The sequence below is a fragment of the Sorangium sp. So ce693 genome, from assembly GCF_051521375.1.
Classification (GTDB): domain Bacteria; phylum Myxococcota_A; class Polyangia; order Polyangiales; family Polyangiaceae; genus Sorangium; species Sorangium atrum.
Genome location: NZ_CP150347.1, coordinates 10,405,167 through 10,424,436 on the forward strand (window position 1 = coordinate 10,405,167; position 19,270 = coordinate 10,424,436).

Annotated in this window: 16 protein-coding genes; 8 read left to right on the forward strand and 8 right to left on the reverse strand. The window is 73.4% G+C overall.

The window, feature by feature from the left end:
* The first annotated feature begins 94 nt into the window (after positions 1-94).
* From WMF14_RS38720 to WMF14_RS38745, 6 genes are all read left to right on the forward strand, one after another.
* Positions 95-319 (forward strand): microviridin/marinostatin family tricyclic proteinase inhibitor, encoded by a 225-nt coding sequence (locus WMF14_RS38720; RefSeq protein ID WP_272103914.1) that lies wholly within the window; start codon positions 95-97, stop codon positions 317-319.
* A 360-nt stretch (positions 320-679) separates the two neighbouring features.
* Positions 680-916 carry a microviridin/marinostatin family tricyclic proteinase inhibitor gene (locus tag WMF14_RS38725; protein ID WP_437325022.1) on the forward strand — a complete coding sequence of 79 codons (237 nt, stop codon included), beginning with the start codon at positions 680-682 and terminating at the stop codon, positions 914-916.
* A 45-nt stretch (positions 917-961) separates the two neighbouring features.
* Positions 962-1,960 (forward strand): MvdC family ATP-grasp ribosomal peptide maturase, encoded by a 999-nt coding sequence (locus WMF14_RS38730; protein WP_437794694.1) that lies wholly within the window; start codon positions 962-964, stop codon positions 1,958-1,960.
* Positions 1,957-2,982, forward strand: coding sequence for an MvdD family ATP-grasp ribosomal peptide maturase (locus WMF14_RS38735; RefSeq protein WP_437794696.1), 1,026 nt, complete (start codon positions 1,957-1,959; stop codon positions 2,980-2,982). Before WMF14_RS38730 ends, WMF14_RS38735 begins: the two co-directional genes overlap by 4 nt.
* Before the next feature lie 220 nt (positions 2,983-3,202).
* On the forward strand, positions 3,203-7,228 hold the full coding sequence (locus tag WMF14_RS38740) for an AAA family ATPase (protein WP_437794699.1): 4,026 nt from the start codon (positions 3,203-3,205) through the stop codon (positions 7,226-7,228).
* 37 nt (positions 7,229-7,265) lie between these two features.
* Positions 7,266-8,354 (forward strand): AAA family ATPase, encoded by a 1,089-nt coding sequence (locus WMF14_RS38745; RefSeq protein ID WP_437794701.1) that lies wholly within the window; start codon positions 7,266-7,268, stop codon positions 8,352-8,354.
* A 63-nt stretch (positions 8,355-8,417) separates the two neighbouring features.
* Here the strand turns inward: WMF14_RS38745 and WMF14_RS38750 are convergent, their stop codons facing one another.
* From WMF14_RS38750 to WMF14_RS38775, 6 genes are all read right to left on the reverse strand, one after another.
* On the reverse strand, positions 8,418-8,630 hold the full coding sequence (locus tag WMF14_RS38750) for a hypothetical protein (protein ID WP_437794703.1): 213 nt from the start codon (positions 8,628-8,630) through the stop codon (positions 8,418-8,420).
* Between the two features lie 85 nt (positions 8,631-8,715).
* Entirely contained in the window at positions 8,716-9,729 is a 1,014-nt protein-coding gene (locus tag WMF14_RS38755; RefSeq protein ID WP_437794704.1) for a hypothetical protein, read from the reverse strand.
* Between the two features lie 420 nt (positions 9,730-10,149).
* Positions 10,150-10,539, reverse strand: a complete 390-nt coding sequence (locus tag WMF14_RS38760; RefSeq protein ID WP_272103903.1) for a YidH family protein — start codon at positions 10,537-10,539, stop codon at positions 10,150-10,152.
* 27 nt (positions 10,540-10,566) lie between these two features.
* Positions 10,567-11,286, reverse strand: a complete 720-nt coding sequence (locus WMF14_RS38765; RefSeq protein ID WP_437794707.1) for a molybdopterin-dependent oxidoreductase — start codon at positions 11,284-11,286, stop codon at positions 10,567-10,569.
* Positions 11,287-11,329: 43 nt separating this feature from the next.
* A complete protein-coding gene (locus tag WMF14_RS38770; RefSeq protein ID WP_437794710.1) occupies positions 11,330-11,710 on the reverse strand; it encodes a dihydroneopterin aldolase in 381 nt (126 codons plus the stop codon).
* A 189-nt stretch (positions 11,711-11,899) separates the two neighbouring features.
* Positions 11,900-12,211, reverse strand: a complete 312-nt coding sequence (locus tag WMF14_RS38775; RefSeq protein ID WP_272103899.1) for a hypothetical protein — start codon at positions 12,209-12,211, stop codon at positions 11,900-11,902.
* 216 nt (positions 12,212-12,427) lie between these two features.
* Here WMF14_RS38775 and WMF14_RS38780 point away from each other — a divergent pair, with 216 nt between their 5' ends.
* Complete coding sequence (locus tag WMF14_RS38780) at positions 12,428-13,006, forward strand: sigma-70 family RNA polymerase sigma factor (protein WP_437794713.1); 579 nt, start codon at positions 12,428-12,430, stop codon at positions 13,004-13,006.
* Positions 13,007-13,014: 8 nt separating this feature from the next.
* Here WMF14_RS38780 and WMF14_RS38785 read toward each other — a convergent pair whose 3' ends face one another.
* Positions 13,015-13,755, reverse strand: coding sequence for a Crp/Fnr family transcriptional regulator (locus WMF14_RS38785; protein ID WP_272102900.1), 741 nt, complete (start codon positions 13,753-13,755; stop codon positions 13,015-13,017).
* A 94-nt stretch (positions 13,756-13,849) separates the two neighbouring features.
* Positions 13,850-17,902, reverse strand: a complete 4,053-nt coding sequence (locus WMF14_RS38790) for a hypothetical protein (RefSeq protein WP_437794716.1) — start codon at positions 17,900-17,902, stop codon at positions 13,850-13,852.
* Between the two features lie 447 nt (positions 17,903-18,349).
* Between WMF14_RS38790 and WMF14_RS38795 the strand changes: the two genes are divergently transcribed.
* Positions 18,350-19,186: a ferredoxin--NADP reductase gene (locus tag WMF14_RS38795; RefSeq protein ID WP_437794718.1), complete on the forward strand. Its 837-nt coding sequence runs from the start codon at positions 18,350-18,352 to the stop codon at positions 19,184-19,186.
* The last annotated feature ends 84 nt before the right edge of the window (positions 19,187-19,270 follow it).

The window sequence follows — 19,270 nt, forward strand, 5'->3', positions numbered from 1 at the left end:
CCTGGCAAAACTTCACGTGCAGCGCGGACCGATTGAATGAATGCTCTCCTCCGCGGCTCCGCCGCAAAGCAGTCATTCCATCTGGAGGTCCCCCATGGCTGATATCGATCGTGATCACGAGCAGAACGAGCAAACGGAGCAGGAGGAGCAGACGGAGACGGTGCCGTTCTTCGCTCGCTACCTGGAAGATCAGAAGCGAATCCGGACCGGCGTCAAAGCCGGCGGCATCTACCAGACCCTCAAGTACCCCTCGGACCGGGACGAGGACGTCACCATGAAGTACCCCTCCGACGGCGACGAAGAGCTGGCCTTGAAGTGAACCGCGAACGCCGCGCGGCGGGTAACCGCCAGCGGCCGAGCGGAACCCACCGAAATCGCCCGCAACATCGCGTACCTTCCGTACCTTCCGTAACGACGTCGTGACGACGTCGTGACAACGCGTAACCAAGCTCAACACGATTCAACACAATCGAGCGCCCGTGATTGAAAGATCGCCGCAACAGCGGAATCGCAGCATCACGGGATCGTGGAATCACGACGTCGAGCCCGCTGCAATTGTGCTGAAGAGCGCCGAAATCGTCCTCGGGCTCTTGCACCCCCGCCCGGTTGCTCGCTACGGTAGCTCTCTTGTCCTCGGCGGCTCCGTCGCCGCGGCAACGCAACCATCTGGAGGTATCCCATGGCCGATATCGACAACCGTGAGCCCGAGCAGCAGGAGCAGAAGGACGACGCCGAGGCGGTGCCGTTCTTCGCTCGCTTCCTGGAGGATCAGAAGCGCGTCCGTACCGGCGTCAAGGCCGGCAGGTCGCCCTACCAGACGTTGAAGTACCCGTCGGACCAGGAGGACGGCGGGGGAGGCGGGAAAGACCCGATCTTCACCACGCTCAAGTACCCGTCGGACGGCGACGAGGCCTGAGCATCGCATGGACCGCCCGCGCCCGTGCGAGAGAGGCCCCCTGACGTGACGACGGCGAGCGCGAGCGTCCTCCTGGTCTCGCACTCACGGGACGACTTCGGGATCGGGCGCGTGGCGGAGGCGCTGCGGAGGCGCGGCGCTCGCCCCGTCCGCCTGGACGTCGACCGGTTCCCTCGCGACATCACGCTCTCGACGGCGCTCGGGCCGGGCGGCGTGCGCCGCCGCCTGGAGGACGCCGGGGCCGAGATCGACGGAGACGAGATCTCCGCTGTCTGGCTCCGGCGCCTCTGGGCGCCGAACCTCGGCGAGGGCATCCCCGAGGCGTACCGCGGCGCCTGCGTGCGCGAGTCGATGGCGGCGCTGACCGGGTGGCTGCGCGGGCTCCCCGCGCGGCGCTGGATCAACGAGCCCGAAGCCGAGGAGCGCGCCCAGGACAAGCTGCGCCAGCTCGCGGCGGCCGCGTCGGTCGGCCTGCGCATCCCCGAGACGGTGGTGACGAACGACCCGGCCGAGGTCCGCGCTTTCTTCGCGCGCCTCGGGGGGAACGTGGTCGCCAAGATGCTCACGCCCTTCTCGACGAGCCTCGCCGGCGGCGCGCCCTTCGTCTTCACGCACGCCGTCGCGGAGGCCGACCTCGACGCCCTCTCCGGGCTGCGCCAGAGCCCCATGGTCTTCCAGGAGCGCATCCCGAAGGCGCGCGAGCTGCGCGTCGCCTGCGTCGACGGCCGGTGCTTCCCGGGCGCGCTCGACGCGACCCGCTACGAGTCGATCGCGGTCGACTGGCGCCACCCGGACGTGAGCGAGGTCGGCATCGGGTGGGAGCCGGACGCCCTCCCGCGCGACGTCGAAGCGCAGCTCGGCGCGCTCCTTCGCGCCCTCGGGCTGGTCTTCGGGGCCGTCGACCTCATCCGGACGCCGGGCGGAGAGCACGTCTTTCTCGAAGTGAACCCCGCCGGCGAGTGGGGCATGCTGGAGCGGGATCTCGGCCTGCCGATCGCCGACGCGCTGGCGGAGGCGCTGCTCGCTCCGACGGAGAACCGGTGACAGTCCTCATCATCACGCACAGCGAAGACAATGAGTGCATCGACCGCGTCGCCGCCGCGATCGCCAGGCTGGGCGGCCGGGCCTTCCGCTTCGACACCGACGCTTTCCCGGCGGGGGCGCGGCTCTCGCTCTCGTCGGGGGCCGGGGCGGGCCGCTCGACGCTGACCACCCGGGACGGCGCGCTCGACCTCGGCGACGTGACCGCCGTCTGGTACCGCCGGGTCGCCTACGGCGCCAGGCTGCCCTCGTCGATGGATCCGCAGCTCCGGACCGCGTCGGTCCACGAGGCGAAGCAGACCGCGGAGGGCATGCTCGCGGCGTTCCGCGTCCCGCAGGTCGACCCCTTGCCGGCGGTGCGCTTCGCGTCGAACAAGCAGGTGCAGCTCGACATCGCGCGCGAGGTCGGCCTCGACACGCCGCGCACGCTCACGACCAACGATGCCGACGCGGCGCGGGCCTTCGCCGCGACCTGCCCCGGCGGGGTGATCGCCAAGATGCTCTCGTCGTTCGCCGTCTACCGCGACGGCGAGGAGCAGGTGGTCTTCACGAACGCCCTCGAGGCCAAGGACCTCGCGGACATGCGGGGGCTCTCGCTCTGCCCGATGACCTTCCAGGAGAACATCCCGAAGGCGCGCGAGCTGCGGGTCACGGTCGTTGGCGAGCGCGTCTTCACGGCCTCGGTCGACTCGCAGGCGGCGCCCGGCGCCGAGGTCGACTGGCGCCGGCAGGGGATCGAGCTCATCGACGCCTGGCGCAAGGACACGCTCCCGCCCGACATCGAGACGGGCGTGCTCCGGCTGATGGATCAGCTCGGCCTCAACTACGGCGCGCTCGACATCCTCCGCACGCCGGACGGCCGGCACGTCTTCCTCGAGGTCAACCCGTCCGGCGAGTTCTTCTGGCTGGAGCGGACCCCCGGGCTCCCGATCAGCGAGGCGCTCGCCGAGGTCCTGCTCGGCAAGGCGCCGCGGCGCGGCTCGTGGAGCGCCTTCCTCCACACGCCGGCGACGCATCCCCGCTGAGCCGGCGACGCAGCGCCGCCGAGCGGAGCGGACGCTCGGCGCCTTCCGCCCGCCCGCCTGCCACTTCAGCACGACACGGCCTGGCGCCCTCTCATCGGGCGGACGGGCGCCGCGCAACGCGCCCCGGCGCCGGGCGGTGCGGCTTGACAACGCCCGGAGGTTCCGCACTTGCTATCCGTTCAGGGGAGGGCACCGTCCCCTGCGCCCGGCAAGCGATCTCGTGAAGATCCTAGAGCTCCACCTCCTCGCGTTCGGCCCCTTCACGGATCTCCGGCTCGACTTCTCCTCGCCGTCGCCGGGCCTCCACGTCGTCTACGGCCCCAACGAGGCAGGAAAGAGCACCGCGCTCCGGGCGATCCGCGGCCTGCTCTACGGCATCCCGCACATCACGCCCGACGCCCACCTGCACCACAACACCGATCTCCGCGTCGGCGGCCGGCTCGCGGGAAGGGGCGACGCCGCGCTCGCGCTCGTCCGCCGCAAGGGGCGCGTGAAGACGCTCCGCGACCCGGACGACAACCCCCTCGACGACGCCGCGCTCGCGCCGGTGCTCGGCGGCGTGACGGAGGAGCTCTTCCGGACCTCCTTCGGGCTCACCCACGAGACGCTCCGCCAGGGCGCCGAGGCCCTGCTCCAGGGAAAGGGCGACGTCGGTCAGAGCCTGTTCGGCGCGGGGCTCGGCGGGCCGGGGCTGCAGCAGCTGCTCACCACGCTGCGCCAGGAGGCGGACGAGATCTTCACGCCCCAGGCGAGGACCCGCCCCCTCAACGAGGCCATCAAGGCCTTCGAGGCGGCCCGCAACGGGGCCAGGAGCGCCGCTCACCCGCCCGCGGACTGGACGCGCAAGCGGCAGGAGATCGACGAGCAGCGGGCCGAGCAGGAGCGCGTCGACGCGGAGCTGCGCGCGCTCCGGTCGACCGACAAGCGGCTCCGGCGCGCGCTCCGGGTGCTCCCGCTGCTGGAGGCGCGGCGCGCGATCCTCGGCCGGCGCGCCGCCCTCGGCCACGTCGTCCTGCTGCCCGAGAGCGCGCAGCGCGACCGCGAGGACGCCCAGGATCGCGCCGCCGACGCGAGCGCCCAGGCCTCGCGGCTCCGCGCCGACATCGCCGAGCTCGAGGCGCGCCACGCCGCGCTGGAGGTCCCCGCGTCGCTCGCCGACCTCGACGCGGGCGCGATCGACGGCCTCGTGACCCGGCTCGGGAGCCACCGCAAGGCCGCCGTCGACCTGCCGCGCGTCCGGGCGGAGCTCCACGGCGTCGAGGAGGACACGCGCGCGATCCTCCGCAGGCTCGGGCGGGACGCCTTGCTCGCCGGCGGCGACGACCCCGAGCGGCTCGAGGCGATGCGCGTCGATGTCGCGACCGAGGCGCGCATCAAGAAGCTCGCCCGCGAGCGCGGCGCCGCCGAGGCCAAGCCGCGCGAGGTGGAGCGGCTGCTCTCGGCGCACCGCGCGCGGCGCGACGCCTGCGCGCGCAGGCTGGCCGAGCTGCCGTCGGGTGAGGACCCCGCCCCGCTCCGCGGCGCGCTCTCTCGCGCGCAGAAGCAGGGCGACCTCGAGCACCGCCTCCGCGAGGCCGCCGCCGCGGCGGCGCAGCTCGCCCGCGACGCCGACGCGCAGCGCGATCGGCTCGGCCTCGGCGCGGCCGGCCTTCGGACGCGCCTCGACGTCAGCGAGGCGGCCGCGAAGCAGGCGCGCCTCGACGTTGGCGAGGCGGCAGCGCGGCAGGCGCGCCTCGACGCCGGCGATGCGCCCGAAGGCCGGCCGCTGTCCGCGGCCGAGGCGAGCGCCCTGCCCGTCCCGCTTCCGGAGACGGTCGACCGGGCGGCCGCGCAGTGGGGCGCGCTCGCCCGGGAGCGCGAGCGGCTCGGCGAGCGCGCCGCCGAGATCGAGGCGCGCCTCCGCGAGAGCGCCCGCGAGATCGACGCGCTCCAGCGCGCCGGCGCCGTCCCCACGGAGGCCGACCTCGCGGAGGCGCGCGAGCGCCGGGACGCCGCCTTCAAGGCGCTGGTGCGCGCCCTCCAGGCGAAGGCGGGCGCCCGCGCGGCGGCGACGATCCACACCGCCACGCTCTTCGACATCGGCGCGGACGCGCCCGCCTCGCCCGGAGCGCGGCGCAGACCGTCGCTCGCCGCGCGCGACGAGCCGCCGGCCGCGCGGGGGAAGCCCGACGACTACGCCGACCTGGTCCGCGCCGCCGACGCCCTCGCGGATCGGCTGCGCCGCGAGGCCGACCGGGTCGCCCGCCTGGCGCGGCTGCTCGCGGACGAGGCGCGGGCCCAGGCGGACCAGGCGCAGCTCGCCACGGAGCGCGCCGCGCTCGCGCGCCGGGCCGAGGAGGCCGAGGCCGCGTGGATCGAGCTGTGGCGGCCCGCGGGCGTCGCCCCGCGCTCGCCCGAGGAGATGCGCGGCTGGCTCGGCCGCTACGCGGTCCTCACCGCCACGGTCGATCGGCTGCGCGCCGCGGAGGCCGAGGCCGAGGCGCTGCGGGCCCGGATGCTGGCGCACGCGGCCGAGCTCCACGCGGCGATCCAGGGCGCCCGCGCCGCGCCGGGCGCCTCGCGCGGGGACGCGGCCGGCGTGGGCTCGCGCCGTGATGCGGCGAACGTGGGCGCGCGCGGCGATGCGGCCGGAGCGCCGGAGGACGCGCCCGCGCGCCTCCCGGCGCTCGTCGAGGCCGCGGAGCAGGAGCTCGCGGCCATCGAGGGCGCGGCCCGGGAGCGCAAGGAGCTCCTGCGGGAGCGCAAGGAGCTCGAGCGCGAGATCGAGGACCTCGAGCGCGAGCAGTCGCAGCACGCGCGCGCGCTCGAGGCGTGGCGTGCCGAGTGGGCCGAGGGCGTGCGGCCGCTCGGCCTGCCCGGCGACGCCTCCGCGGACGAGGCCACGGCGATCCTCGACGAGCTCGGCGTGCTGTTCCGCAAGGCGGACAGCGCCGCCCACGAGCGCCGCCGGGTGCGCGGCATGGAGCGCGACGCCCGGGCGTTCGCGGCCGACGTCGCGGAGCTCGCGTCCCGGCACGCGCCGGACCTCGCCCCGCTGCCGGCGGATCAGGCCGCCGATCAGCTGATCAAGCGCCACCACAAGGCGCGCGCCGACCTCCGCGAGCGCGGCGAGATCGCGCGGAGCCTCGCCGACAAGCGCCGCGAGCTGGACCAGCAGGAGGCGCGCCGCGCGGCCGCCGAGGCGCGCCTCGCCAAGCTCTTCGAGGCGGCGGGCGTCCCGCGCGGCGACGACGACGCCGACGACGTCGCCGCCCTCTCCCTGGCGGAGGAGCGCTCGCGCGAGGCCCGCCGGCTCGATCGCGAGCTCGTCGAGAACGAGGGCAAGCTCCTCGAGGCGGGCGAGGGCGCGGGCATCGCCGCGCTCGAGCAGGAGACCGCGGGGGTGGAGCGGGACGCGCTCGCGCTCGAGCTCGACCGGGCGGAGGAGCGCCTCGCGGCGCTCGAGGACGAGCGGCGCCGGATCGACAGGGCGCTCGGGAGCCTGGAGCAGGAGCGCGAGCACCTCCGGGCGACGGTGGGCGCCGCGGAGGCCGCCGCGGAGGCGCAGATCTGCCTCTCGCACCTGCGCGGCGAGGTGCGCCGTTACGTGCGGGCGCGCCTCGCCGCGGTGCTGCTCGAGCGTGAGATCGAGCGCTACCGCGAGCGCAACCAGGGCCCGATCCTGGCGCGCGCGAGCGCGCTCTTCCACCGCCTGACGCTGGGCGCCTTCGCCGGCCTCCGGGTGGGCTACGACGAGAGCGAGCAGGCGATCCTCCGCTGCGTCCGCGCGGCGGCGTCCGTCGCGGGGGTCGGCGGGGCAGCGGCCGCGAGGGCGCCCGCGCCGGACGGCGCGGCGGAGCCCGCAAAGGCGCCAGCGGACGCAGCGGCAGAGCCCGCGAAGGCGTCTGTGGATGCAGCGGCGGAGCCCGCAAAGGCGCCAGCGGACGCAGCGGCAGAGCCCGCGAAAGCGCCGGTGCAGCGCGAGGTGGACGTGACGGGCCTGAGCGACGGCACGCGCGACCAGCTCTACCTCGCGCTGCGCCTCGCGAGCCTCGAGCACCATGCCCGCACGGGCGAGCCGATGCCGCTCATCCTGGATGACATCCTGATCCACTTCGACGACGACCGCGCCCGGGCTGCCCTCGCGGTGCTCGGCGAGCTCGCGGGGACGACACAGGTGCTGTTCTTCACGCACCACGCGCGGCTCTGCGAGCTCGCGCGCGAGGCGGTGCCGGCCGACGTGCTCCGCGAGCACCGCCTGCGGTAGCAAGGCCGGTGACCGGCGATAGGCTATCCTGGGCGGGATGACGGTCCAGGAGCTCCACGTCGCGGGATACCGCTCGATTCGCGAGCTGACGCTCCCCCTCGCGCAGGTCAACGTCATTGTCGGACCGAACGGCGTCGGCAAGACCAATCTCTATCGCACCATGGTGCTGCTCGGCTCCGCGGCGAGCGGGACCTTTGCGCGCACGCTGGCCGAGGAGGGGGGGATGCCCTCGGTGCTCTGGGCTGGCCAGCGCAGGAAAGGCCCGGTGCGGATGACGCTGCGGGTGCGGCTCGATCAGCTCGTCTACGAGCTTCAGTGCGGGCTGACGCCGCCGCCTGGAGGGCCGTTCGAGCTGGACCCGGACATCAAGGAAGAGAACCTCTGGTTGCTCGACAAGCGCCGCCGCCTGCCGATGCTGGAGCGGGCCGCGGGCTCGGCCTTCGCGCGCGACGCGGACGGCCATCGCGTGACCTTTCCCTTCTCGCTCTGGGGCTCGGAGTCGGTGCTGGCGCAGGTGGTGGAGCCGCATCGCTTTCCATTGCTCTCGGTGGTGCGGCAAAAGCTGATGAACTTCCGGTTCTATCACCACTTCCGCACCGACTCCGGCGCGCCGTTGCGGGTCGAGCAGGTCGGGGTGCGGACGCCGGTGCTCAGCACCGATGGCCACGATCTCGCTGCGGCGCTGGCGACGATCCTCGATATCGGCGACAGGGGCGCCTTGAAGGATGCCGTCTCCAGCGCGTTTCCCGGCGCGTCGCTCGAGGTCTCGTCGACGCAGGGGCGGTTCCGCGTCGAGCTCGGGTTGCCCGGGATGTCACGGCCGCTCGACGCCCGCGAGTTCTCGGACGGCACGGCGCGCTATCTCTGCCTCCTGGCGGCGCTGCTGAGCCCGAGGCCGCCGCTGCTGCTGGCGCTGAACGAACCGGAGACGAGCCTGCATCCGGATCTGCTCGGGCCGCTCGGGGATCTCCTTGTGCACGCGGCGTCCCGGAGTCAGCTGTGGATCACGACGCACTCCCGCCCGCTGGCGGAGCGGCTCCGGAAGGCGACGCCCTGCCGGCTCATCGAGCTTGGCAAGAATGGTGGCGAGACGGTGCTGGCGCACGGCGCGGCGGAGGATGAATGACGTCCGCCCCCGCGTGAGCGCTGCGAGCGGAGCCGGCGCGAGAAGGAGATCTCTTTTCCTTGGTCACGCGTAGATCGTCGCCTTGCCCATCGACCCCCCGTCAACGACGACGGCGGCCACGGAGCCCGGGAGCATACAACTACCCCCGCCGACCCAATCCGCATAGCCGCTCATCGACCAGCCCAGCGGCCCGGCAACGTACGTGTTGGTCTGTGTGTGCCCGCCTATCGCCACCCCGACGACGCGCCCGCACAAGGTGACGCCGCACGTCGGCATGACGTAGAACGCGACCGATGACCCCAGACGGGAATGGCCATCCTTCCACCCACAGGCGCACGTGCCGCTCGCCCGTCCGCCAGGATCAGCCAGGACACGGTCCGCCGCACCCCTCGCCGCCGCAGTCGACGCCGGCCTCGTCGCCGTTCTTCACGCCGTCCGTGCAGGTGGGGGCCTCGCAGACGCCAGCCCAGCACACGCCGCTCGTGCACTCCGCGCCGGTCTGGCAGCCCCGGCCCGGCGCGCAGCGCGGGCAGTACTGCTTGCCGCAGTCGACGCCCGACTCCCGGCCGTTCTTCACCCCGTCGCTGCAGGTCGGGATCATGCAGGTCTCGTTCGTGCACACGCCGCTCATGCAGTCCGTGGCCGCGCGGCAGCGGTCCCCCGCCTGGCAGGGCCGGCACGGGCCACCGCAGTTGAAGCCGGTCTCTCCGCGACCGGCGTCCTGCACGTCGTTCACGCAGTGCTCCGGCACGCACCAGACGCCATCACACGCGCGCCCGCCGGGACAGCGCAGCGAAGCGTCCGTGTCGACACACTGCACGCAGGTGCCTTCATGACATCGCCCCTCGCCCGAGGCGGGGCACGTGACCTCATTCAACAGGAGATGCCGCGGCTCATCGATCTCGCAGACGTCGAGGGTGCACTGGTTGCCGTCATCGTAGATATCCTGGGCCGCCGCGCTGACCACACGGCCGTCGGCTGTACACTTCTCGATCTTGCAATCGCCGCGGAGCTGCGACTCGATGGGGCCCTCGTGGATCTCCACCGCGCACGCGCCGTCCACGCACCGCCCCGCGCCGCACCGCGGGTCCGGCGGGCCAGGGCACTCCGCGTCGCTCTCGCAGCCGCCGGGCGGCACGGACACCCCGGAGCACTTCTCGGTGCCCTCCTCGGTGCCCTCCGCGCACTCGTCGCAGGTGAGGCACGCCTTGAAACACTCCGAGTCCTGCTCGCCGCGCGAGCCCTCCTCGCCGCGCGCGCAGCAGATCACCTTGCCCGGCTCGCCGCACACGCAGCGCTCATCGACGCAGACCGTGCCCGGCACGTACTGGTGCTCCGACTCGCAGTCATCCGTGACCGCGCAGTCTCCGCCCATATAGGGCACGTCACCACATGCAAAGAACGTCGCTGGGCCGATGAGAAGAATGCAACCAACAAACCAAGGCGCGATGGGCCTACCCATGCTCCAGTCCTCCGGCACGAGGCTGAGGCGCCGGCACCCTGGCGGCCCCAATCCGCCGGGGTGTCGTTTGCCTGTCATCCGAGGCGCGCACTATGCCGCGTCGGGCCCGCGGCCGTCACGCAAGTTTTCACCAGAATGCGCCGCTGGCGAGGCAGCCTTCCAGCAGGGCAGGCGCGAGGTCGAAGGGAGGAAAAGCGGTGCTCGTCAGCGGAAAGCCGCTGACTGACACCGTGTTCTACGCCGAGCCGCGAGGAGGGGACGTCCGCAGCCGTGCGCCGTGCGCCCCTGCTCGCCGGGCCGCGCCTCGTCGCACCGGGACGCTTCGCCTCCGGATCACGAGGCGAACAGCCAGGCGATGCTCGCCGCGCCGGCCAGGAAGAGCGCCGCCGTGAAGATCAGGATCGCCGTCCGGTCAGGGCGGTACTCCCCGCGATCGATGGCGCGCGCGACGCGCAGGTAACGCGTCGCGGCCCACGCGATGAGCGCCATCCCGAGCACGACCATCCCCGCGCCGACGCCCACGACCTCGCGCAGCAACGACCGCGGCCCTCCGGGCGCCGCCGGCGGCCCCGCCTCCAGAAAATAGAGACTGACCCGGTTGAGCGTGATGCCGAAGCTGAGCAGCGCGATCGCCGTGCGCACGTAGGCGAGGTGCGTCCGCTCGTTGGCCAGGTGCTCCCTCGCGTAGGCCTCCGTGCGCTTCACGCTCTCCTCGCCAGGCATGGTGGCTCGCCCTCCTCGGCGCCCCGCCTAGCGGCGGCCGTACCGATCGTCGAACCACGGGTACGCCGTGTTCGAGTAGCCGCGGATCTCCCAGAACCCCGGCTGATCCGACGCGCTGAACGTGATCCGCCGGATCCACTTCGCGCCCTTCCAGGAGTAGAGCTGCGGCGTGATCATCCGCACCGGGCCCCCGTGCTCACGGGGCAGCGGCTTGCCCTCCCAGGAGTGGACGAGCAGGACGTCGGGCAGCATGGCCTCGTCGAGCGGCAGGTTCGTCGTGTAGGGGGTCTGCGTGCCGGGCGCGATGTCGCTCGCCTCGATCAGCACGAAGCGCGCGTCCGCGAGCGGGCGCGCGCGCTCCGCGATGTCGGCGAACCGGACGCCGATCCAGTGGTTGTCCAGGCGGCTCCAGGTGGTCACGCAGTGGAAGTCGGACACGTCGAGCGTCTGCGGCAGCTCCATGAACTCTTCCCAGGAGTAGGTCCGCGGCGCCTCGCAGAGCCCGTCGATCTCGAGCTGCCAGCGCTCGGTCGAGATGTCCGGCGTATCGCCGAGATCGAGCACCGGCCAGCTCTTCACCTCGCGCTGACCGATCGGCAGCCTCGGCATCCCATGCCGGTTCGGCGGCCCGCTGCCCATCGGCGCGAGCCCGTCGAAGGCGCCCTTGCCGCGCGCCGCCTGCCGCGCGGCGAACGCCTGCTTGCGCTCGATCAACGACCTCGTCCGCCGCCCCGCGTCGTCCGCCATGACGTGACCTTGGCGAGAGCCCAAGACGCCTGCAAGAGCGAGCTCATCCGACCTTGCGGCCCGAGAGCTCCACGGATGCGGCATCCACCGACACCGACGTCGGAGGGCCGAACTTCTTGACCTGAACGGTCACGAGGAGGGCCGGAGTGTCGTCGAGCACCCGCTCGATGATGCGCTCGGCGAGCGTCTCGAGCAGCTTGTACGACGCGCTCGTGCCCGATTCGACGACGAGGCTCGCGAGCCTGTCGTAATCGAAGACGCGCGCGCGCGTGTCGGCTCGAGGCAACAGCGAGATCGGGAGCTCCACCTCCAGGCACACAACGAAATCCTGGGGCAGGTCGCGCTCGGCGCGAGAGACGCCGTGCTTGGCGCGAAAGCGGATGCCGTCAAGGCGGATCCGGTACGTCTTGATCACGGACTCCATCGGCGCCCCCTAGCATGCCTTCCGGCCGGCTTCCGCCGCAAGAATGCCAGGCGGCAGGGTCGCCCGCTCGCCGCGGCCTTCCCGACGCGCGACGGCCGTCCCGGCGTGTCCCGGCGCGGGCGGCCTTCCCGGCGCGACCGCCCTCCAGGCGCGCGGCGGCAGCGCGCCACGCGCGCCCTGTGCGGCACGTCAGAGGAGAGGCCGCTTGAAGCACACGGCGTCGATCTTCCCGGACATCTCGCTGCGCAGGAACTGCACCGGCTCCCAGCCTTCCTGCCCGAACCGCTTGAGGACCGGGTTCCATCCGGACGTGGTGGTCACCTCGATCACCTGACTGTCGCTGACGCGCGCTGTCTCCACGTCCACGCACCGAACCTCCCACCGGGGCGGATCGGTCCCCGCCTGCACCGGCGGCACCAGAAAGCGCGGCGCGACGTACGACGCGGAGCAACCGAAGAGAAATGCGACGGCGATGGCTGTTCCGGAGCTGAGCTTCGGCATGGGCGGTCCTTTCCTGCGGGGTCGACTCGCGAAGGCGTATCGACGCTTCGAGCGCCACGTCAACTGGGAACGGCGCGCGCGCCGGCGCCGAGCGCGTCGACTCCTCGGACGTGACAGGCGCGTGTCCGGGGCGCCCCGCCACGTCCGCTGGAACCGCTCGCCCTTCCCCCGCGTACTCGTCCAGGGGCACAACCCCGCCTCGAAGGAGCGGAGCCGATGATGCTCGCTGGACACCTCGATGATCCGTTGGAGGACGCGCTGCTCGCCCGCGCGGGATGGGCGCGCGACGCCGAGGTCGAAGCGCACCTCGGCGCCTCCGGCGACTGCGCGCGCCGGCTCGCCCACGCGGAGGCCGCCGTCGCGGCCGTCGCCCTCGCGCTGCCGCCGGTCCCGCCGGAGGGCCGCCTGCGCGCGCGGCTCTTCGCCTCGGTGGATCGCCTGGAGCGGTTCACCCCGATGGCGCCGCGCCTCGCCGCCCTCATCGACGTCGCGCCGGACGACGCCCGGCGCGCCCTCCACGCGCTGTCCGAGCCGGAGGCGATGAACGCCGTGCTCCCGGGCATGCGCGTCCACCCGGCGCTCGGCTCCGACTGCGCCCGCGTGAGGCGCGTCGTGGCCGCGCTCCAGGAGGACCAGCGCACGGTGCTCGAGCTCGCCTATTTCGAGGGGCTCTCCCTCGTGGAGATCGGCGAGCGCCTCGCGGTGCCGGTGGGCACCGTCAAATCCCGCCTCTCGCGCGGGCTGGACAAGCTGCGCACCACGCTCCAGGAGCAGCCGCGCGCCGCGGCAGGCTGACGCCGCCGCTAGCGCTTCCGGGCGAGCGCCTCGCGGTCCTTCACGATGAGCCGCCGCCCCGCCGCGTCGAGCACGCCCTCCTTCCGGAACGCCCCGAGCGTCAGCGTCACCGTCTCGCGCGTCGACCCGATCACCTGGGCGATTTCCGCGTGCGTGATCGGCGCCGAGATCAGCGTCCCCCGCGGCGTCGGCACGCCCCACCGCTCCGCCGCGTGCAGGAGGAACTCGGCGAGGCGCCCTCCCACGTTCTTGAACAGCATCGACTCGATCCGGTCCTCGGTCTCCCGCTGCCGCGCGACAAGCAGCGCGAACACCGCGCCCCCGAGCCCCGGGTGCTGGGCGCAGAGCTCGCGGACGAGCGCGAGCGGCACCCGGACCACCTCGGCCTCATCCATCGCGATCGCCCGCTCCGTCCGCGTCTCCAGCCCGCCGAGGCACGACTCGCCGAGCACGTCCCCCGTACCGCGGTAGCTGAGCGGGAACGCGGCCCCCGCCTCGTTGACGCGCTCGACGCGCGCGCGCCCCCGGCCGAGCACCACGAGCGTGTCCGCGGGGGCCCCCTGCTCGAAGATCGCCGCGTCGGACGCCACCACCTCGAGCACCGCGGCGTCCGTGATCGCCTCCCGCACCTCGCGATCCACCTGCGCGAACAGCGAGGAGAGCCGGAAGGCGCGCGCCACCCGCGCCTTCACGGGATCCGTGGGCTGGCGGCCAGCATCCTGCGCGTACTGGGAATCCAGATCGCTCACGGTAGGGAACAAAAGAGTAATCCATCCCGCGTGGGTTGACACACAGGAATCCCCTGCGACCGAGGCCCGGCGCGGGGTGAGCGGAGCGCCGCGCTCAGCGTCCGTCGCGGTCGAGCTGCACGACGATGTCCCGGTCGAGCGCGCTGTCCGCCGCGCGGGCGAACTGCTGGAACTTCGCATAGGCATCGGGCTGCACGCGGCCCGCGGGCAGATCGAGGAAGCGATCGAGGACCAGCGCGCCCCCGTCCACGCGATCGTTCACCCGCACGGCGCGCCCCTCGTCGTCCGTCTTCGACGGAGCGAGCTTCGTGACCACGCGCGCGCCCGCAGGGAGCTTGACGCGGAGCCGCACCTCCGAGCGCGTCGCGATCTGCTCCGACAGGTAGAGCGGCGTCTCCCGGACCGGCAGGCTGGCGAGGCTGGCCACGCGCACGCCGAAGGGCGGCGTGATGACCAGCTCCCCTCCCTGCGCGCGCGCGAAGCTCGCGGCGGCGATCTTCATCTTCAGCGTGAGCGGCCGGTCGATCTCGGTCAGCTCCTTGATCTCGATCTCCTGGAGCCGCGCCCCCGGCACCATCTGCGGCAGGAGGCGCGACTCGACGGCGTCCCTGAGCTGGGCGTCGGGGAGCGACTCCAGCGCCGAGCGCAGCGCGATCGCCAGCTTGCCCTCGTAGCGCTGCTCGATCGCCAGCGACGCCGAGCCGTCCCTCGCCACCTCGACGACGCCCTCCGTGACCACGCCGTCGTGCGCGCCGGACGAGGGCGTCACCTCGCGCGGCGTCCCGGGCTTCAGCACGATCGCCGGCTGCCCGCGGAGGGAGCTCGGCAGGTAGCCGTACGGCGCGAACTTGTCGCGCACGAACATCCAGCGGACCGCGCCCGCGCCGGGCTTCTCCCCGGTGTCGAGGCGGACGGCGAGCGCGTTGAACGTCTCGGCCTCGCTCATGGGCCCGCGCGGCGGCGCGGTGAGCCGGTCGCTCACGACGCCGTAGCCGGCGTCGATGCCGACCAGGCGGCACAGGTAGAGGAACGCCTCGGTCCGGTTGCCGCTCTTGCCGATGACGACGCGGCGGCCGTCGTCCTCGCGCCCCGGCTCCACGTTGGCGAGCACCCACCGGTAGATCCGGCGCGCCTGCTCGTCCTTCGACGGCGCCGCTCCCCCGCCCTCGCCGCGCGCGTCCTGCGCGGCCCCGGCGGCCTTCCCCTGCCTGCTGCCGCCCGCGTCCTGCGAGCGCGGCGCGAGCGGCGAACGCGGCGAACGTGCGATTGCCTGCGCGATGCGCACGAGCCGCGGATCGCGCGGCGTCTCGTCGGCGGCCGCGTCGACCATGCGCGCGATCGTGCTGTCCAGGCGGATGCCCCAGCCGATGCGGATGTTCGGCAGGAACTCCGAGATCGGCGCGCTCGCCGGCTCCTCCGGGAGCGCGGGGCTCTTGTCGACCCGGTAGCGGCGGGTGACGAGCGCGCCGGACTCGACGATCTCCGGCGCCGGGACGGGACCGGAGGCCTCCACGTCGAGCGGCCGGCTCTTCGGCGACACGACGATGAACTCGCTCCGCCAGTAGGGGACCTTCTCCTCGCGGAAGAACCAGCGCGGCCCCTGGAACATGAGGCCCCCCTGCCCGTCGCCGCGCAGCACGAACAGGTTCTCCACCTCGATGTAGTCGCCCACCTCGAGGTGGGGCATCGTCACGGTCGGCTTGCCCTCGACGAACTCCGGCTCGTGGATCGACCCGTCGCGCTTGACCGTGCGGAGCTTGAGCACGAGCCCCTCGGGCACGCGCTGCTCGGCGTGCTCCTGGATGGCCTCCCGCGACTGGATCCGGATGATCTCGTGCTGGAGCATCCGCGCCGAGCCGTCCTCGTGGACCCACATGGCCGCATAGTCGAGCACGCGCGCCGCCGTGCCCGGCATGACCTCGCCCGAGGCCTCGTGCTCGGCGATCACCTTCTTCGAGTCCAGCCGGTACGGGCTGAGCTCCGTCGTGCCGTCGAGCAGCTCGATCGCGTCGCGCAGGCCCGAGGTGTCGGCGCCGGTGCGGATCGCCTCGATGAGCGCCTTCTGCAGCGCGTCGCGCTCTCCCCGCGCGAACCGCGCGTCCGCGAGCGCGAGGCGCGCGTCGGCGTCGTCCGGCGCCTTCGCGAGCGCGCGCTCGAGCTGCTCGAACGACTCGGCGCGCTTGCCGGCGCGGGTCAGGAGGTCGGCGATGCGCGCGGCGATGTCCTTGCGGTCCTTGCGGGCGGAGCCGAGGCGCTGGAGCTCCTTGATCGCCGCCGCGTAGTCGCGGCGATCGATCGCCCTCTCCAGCTCGATCTCCGCGTCGGGGTCGAGCTCCCGGATGCGCGCTGCGATGGCGTCGGCCTGCGCGATGTGCCCGTCGCCGTCGTGGATCCGGAGGAGCGCGCCCAGCACCTCGACGTCGTCCGGGAAGCGCGCGGCGGCCTCCTTCACGGTGCGGACGTGCTCGACGCGCCAGCCGAGCCGCGAGTACATCCCGGCGAGCGTCTTCAGGAGATCGGGCACCTCCCGGAAGCGGTCGGCGAGGGCCTCGATCGTGCGGGTCATCTCGGACAGGCCGACCTTGTCGGCCTCTTCGAGCGCGAGCCAGAGGCGGGGGTACCAGAGCTCCGGGTCCTTCTCCGCGGCGCGCGCGCGCACGTCCTTCACGAGGTCTTGCCCGTCGGACGCCGGGAAGATCGGGTCCTTCTCGAGGAAGACCGCCTGGGCCGCGAGCGCGGGGCCGGTGGCGCGCGCCGGATCGGCCACGAGCGGCTCGATCAGCACGGCGCTCACGTCGTCCTGGCCCTCGAGGTGCGCGATGGTCGCGGCGAGGTACCGGGCGATCGGGTCGCCCACGTCGCGCTCGGCGCGGGGCGCGCCGCGCAGGCCGAGCGCGCGCGCCACCTTCGGCGCGGGCTGCGGCGGCACGCCGAGCGCCGTGAGGAACGGCTCGATGGGGTTGGGATCCGGCAGGACCTCGGGCGGGACGAGCGAATAGGGCGGCGTCGGATCGGCGGACGTGGCCACGCCGAGGGGCGTGCCGTCGGGCGCGAGCAGGCGGATGGAGGTGTCGCGGCCCCCGACGCGGGCGACGATCCGGTGCCGGCCGGGGCCGAGGCGCAGGCGGACGCCGAAGCGGGGCCAGATCCCCCACTGCTTCGTGTCGCGCGTCAGCACCTCGACGTCGTCGACGAGGATCGCGTAGGCCCCCTGGACGGCGATGAGCATCTCGCGCTCGGCGGGCAGGTCGACGAAGGTCTCGACGTAGAAGATGCCTCCCGCGGCCCCGCCCTCGCCGGGCCCCTCCGGCGCGACGGCGGAGAGCTGGCAGCCGCGGCGCTCGGCGCCGAGCACGCGCGGCGGGCCTCTGCGTTGGGGATCGCGCGTGAACACGGGCGGCCAGGGGCCGGCGCGCTCCGCCTCGTGGTGGACGCGGTAATCGCTCGCCGCCAGGTGGCCGAACGGGCCGGCGAAGCGGGCGCTCTCGATGCACCCGTAGCGGCGCGCCGCGAGATCGATGAGCGGCGTGGCGCCGGCGTCGGCGGCGGTCCCGGCGGCGCCGGCCGGGCGCGCCGCGGCGGCCTCGTCGGGCAGCCCGTCGAGGCTCCACCATTCGACGAGCTCTCCGCGCGCGCGCCAGCCCAGCTTGCCCGGGTGGTCGATGGCGCGCAGGACGACCTCGCGGGACTTCTTCCAGAGGCCCGCGACGCTCGATCGCAGGCCGAGCAGGCGATTCGCGGCGAACCAGCCCACGAGGGGGGCGTCGGGGTGCGCGCTCACCCGGGCGGCGTCCAGCGCATCGAGGTAGGCCGCGGCCGCGCGCGCGTTGCGGCCGTGCCCCTGGTCGTCGATCGCGCGCCCGAGCGACGCGAGCATCGATTTCGCGCCCGAGTTCGCGCCGATCCCCTCCAGGCGCTTGCGCGCCTCCCTGGCGCCGGCGGGCGTGCCGCCCGGGACCAGGAGCTCTCCGAGGAGCCAGCGGCCGACGATCTCGCCGTCGGTCGAATGCGCGCCGGCGTCACGGAGCGAGGCGATGGGGTCTTTCGCGCCGGGCGCGGTGACCGCGCCGCACGCGCCGAGCGCGAGGGCCAGGGCGGCGGCGCCGGCGAGCCGGGCGAGCGTGGAGAGGGGGCGAGGAGCGCGCATCGGCCCGGTCCTTAGCGCGAGCGACCGCGTGCGCACAGAGACGCCGCGCGGCGCAGCGCTCCTGGCCCGCCCGGCCCCCGTGAGCGCCCCGCCGCCCGGCCCGCTGGCGCGCCTCGCCCGGCGGACGGCCTCCGCGCCGTATGGCCAGCGGCTCCACGGGCATCGTCAACGAGCCCCCTCGCCCCTAGAGGACGAAGCGCTACGAGGTCGTGCCACGACAACGCGGCGACGCTCTGCGGAATCACCGATGACGGCGCCATGGGCCAATGATGATCTTGATTATCATTTGCATGATTGCTATGTGAAGCATCGAACTCATGGAAGACGACCTTGCGGTAGAGCTCGGCGCCCTCGCGCGCCGCGGCGCCGCCCCGCTGTCGTGATCGGGGAGCGCGCTCTTTCGAACCACCACGCCGCGATGCTTCCGCACCGACAAGGATGAACGACATGGTACCCGGCTACACAGAAGAGACGGTGCTCGAGGTCCACCACTGGACGGACAAGCTCTTCACGCTCAAGACCACCCGCTCGCCGAGCTTCCGCTTCGCGAACGGGCAATTCTGCATGATGGGGCTTGTGGTCGCGGGCAAGCCGCTCGTCCGCGCGTACTCCCTCGCGAGCGCAAACCACGAGGAGACGCTCGAGTTCTTCTCGATCAAGGTGCCGAACGGCCCGCTGACCTCGCGCCTGCAGCACATCGCCGTCGGCGAGACGATCCTCGTCGGCAAGCGCGCGACGGGCACGCTCACGATCGGCAACCTGCGGCCGGGCCGGACCCTGTGGCTCCTGGCGACCGGGACCGGCCTGGCGCCGTTCCTCAGCGTCGTCAAGGACCCCGAGACGTACGAGCGCTTCGAGCGCGTGGTCATCACGCACACGTGCCGCCGCGCGCAGGATCTCGCGTACGCGCGCTACCTCGAGCACGAGCTCGCGGCGGACGAGCTGCTCGGCGAGATCGTGCGGCCCAAGCTCCGCTACTACCCGTCCGTCACCCGCGAGGCGTTCAAGACCGAGGGCCGGATCACCGCGCTCATCGAGTCCGGCCGCATCTTCGCCGATCTGGCGCTGCCCGCGCTCGACCCCGCGCACGACCGGCTGATGCTCTGCGGCAGCTCGGAGATGCTCGCCGACACCGCCGCGCTCCTGGAGTCGCGCGGCTTCGAGGAGGGCAACAGCGGCGAGCCGGGCGACTACCTCGTGGAGAAGGCCTTCGCGGGCGAGAAGCGCTCCACGCTCGCCAGCGCGTCGCCGATCGGAAGCACGAACCTGTCCGGCCCGGCGTGACGTCGCGCGCCGCGCGTCGGGCTGCGCCCGGGAACACGCGCCGGCATCACGGCTGACGCGCGGGTCGACTGGACGCGCAGGCCG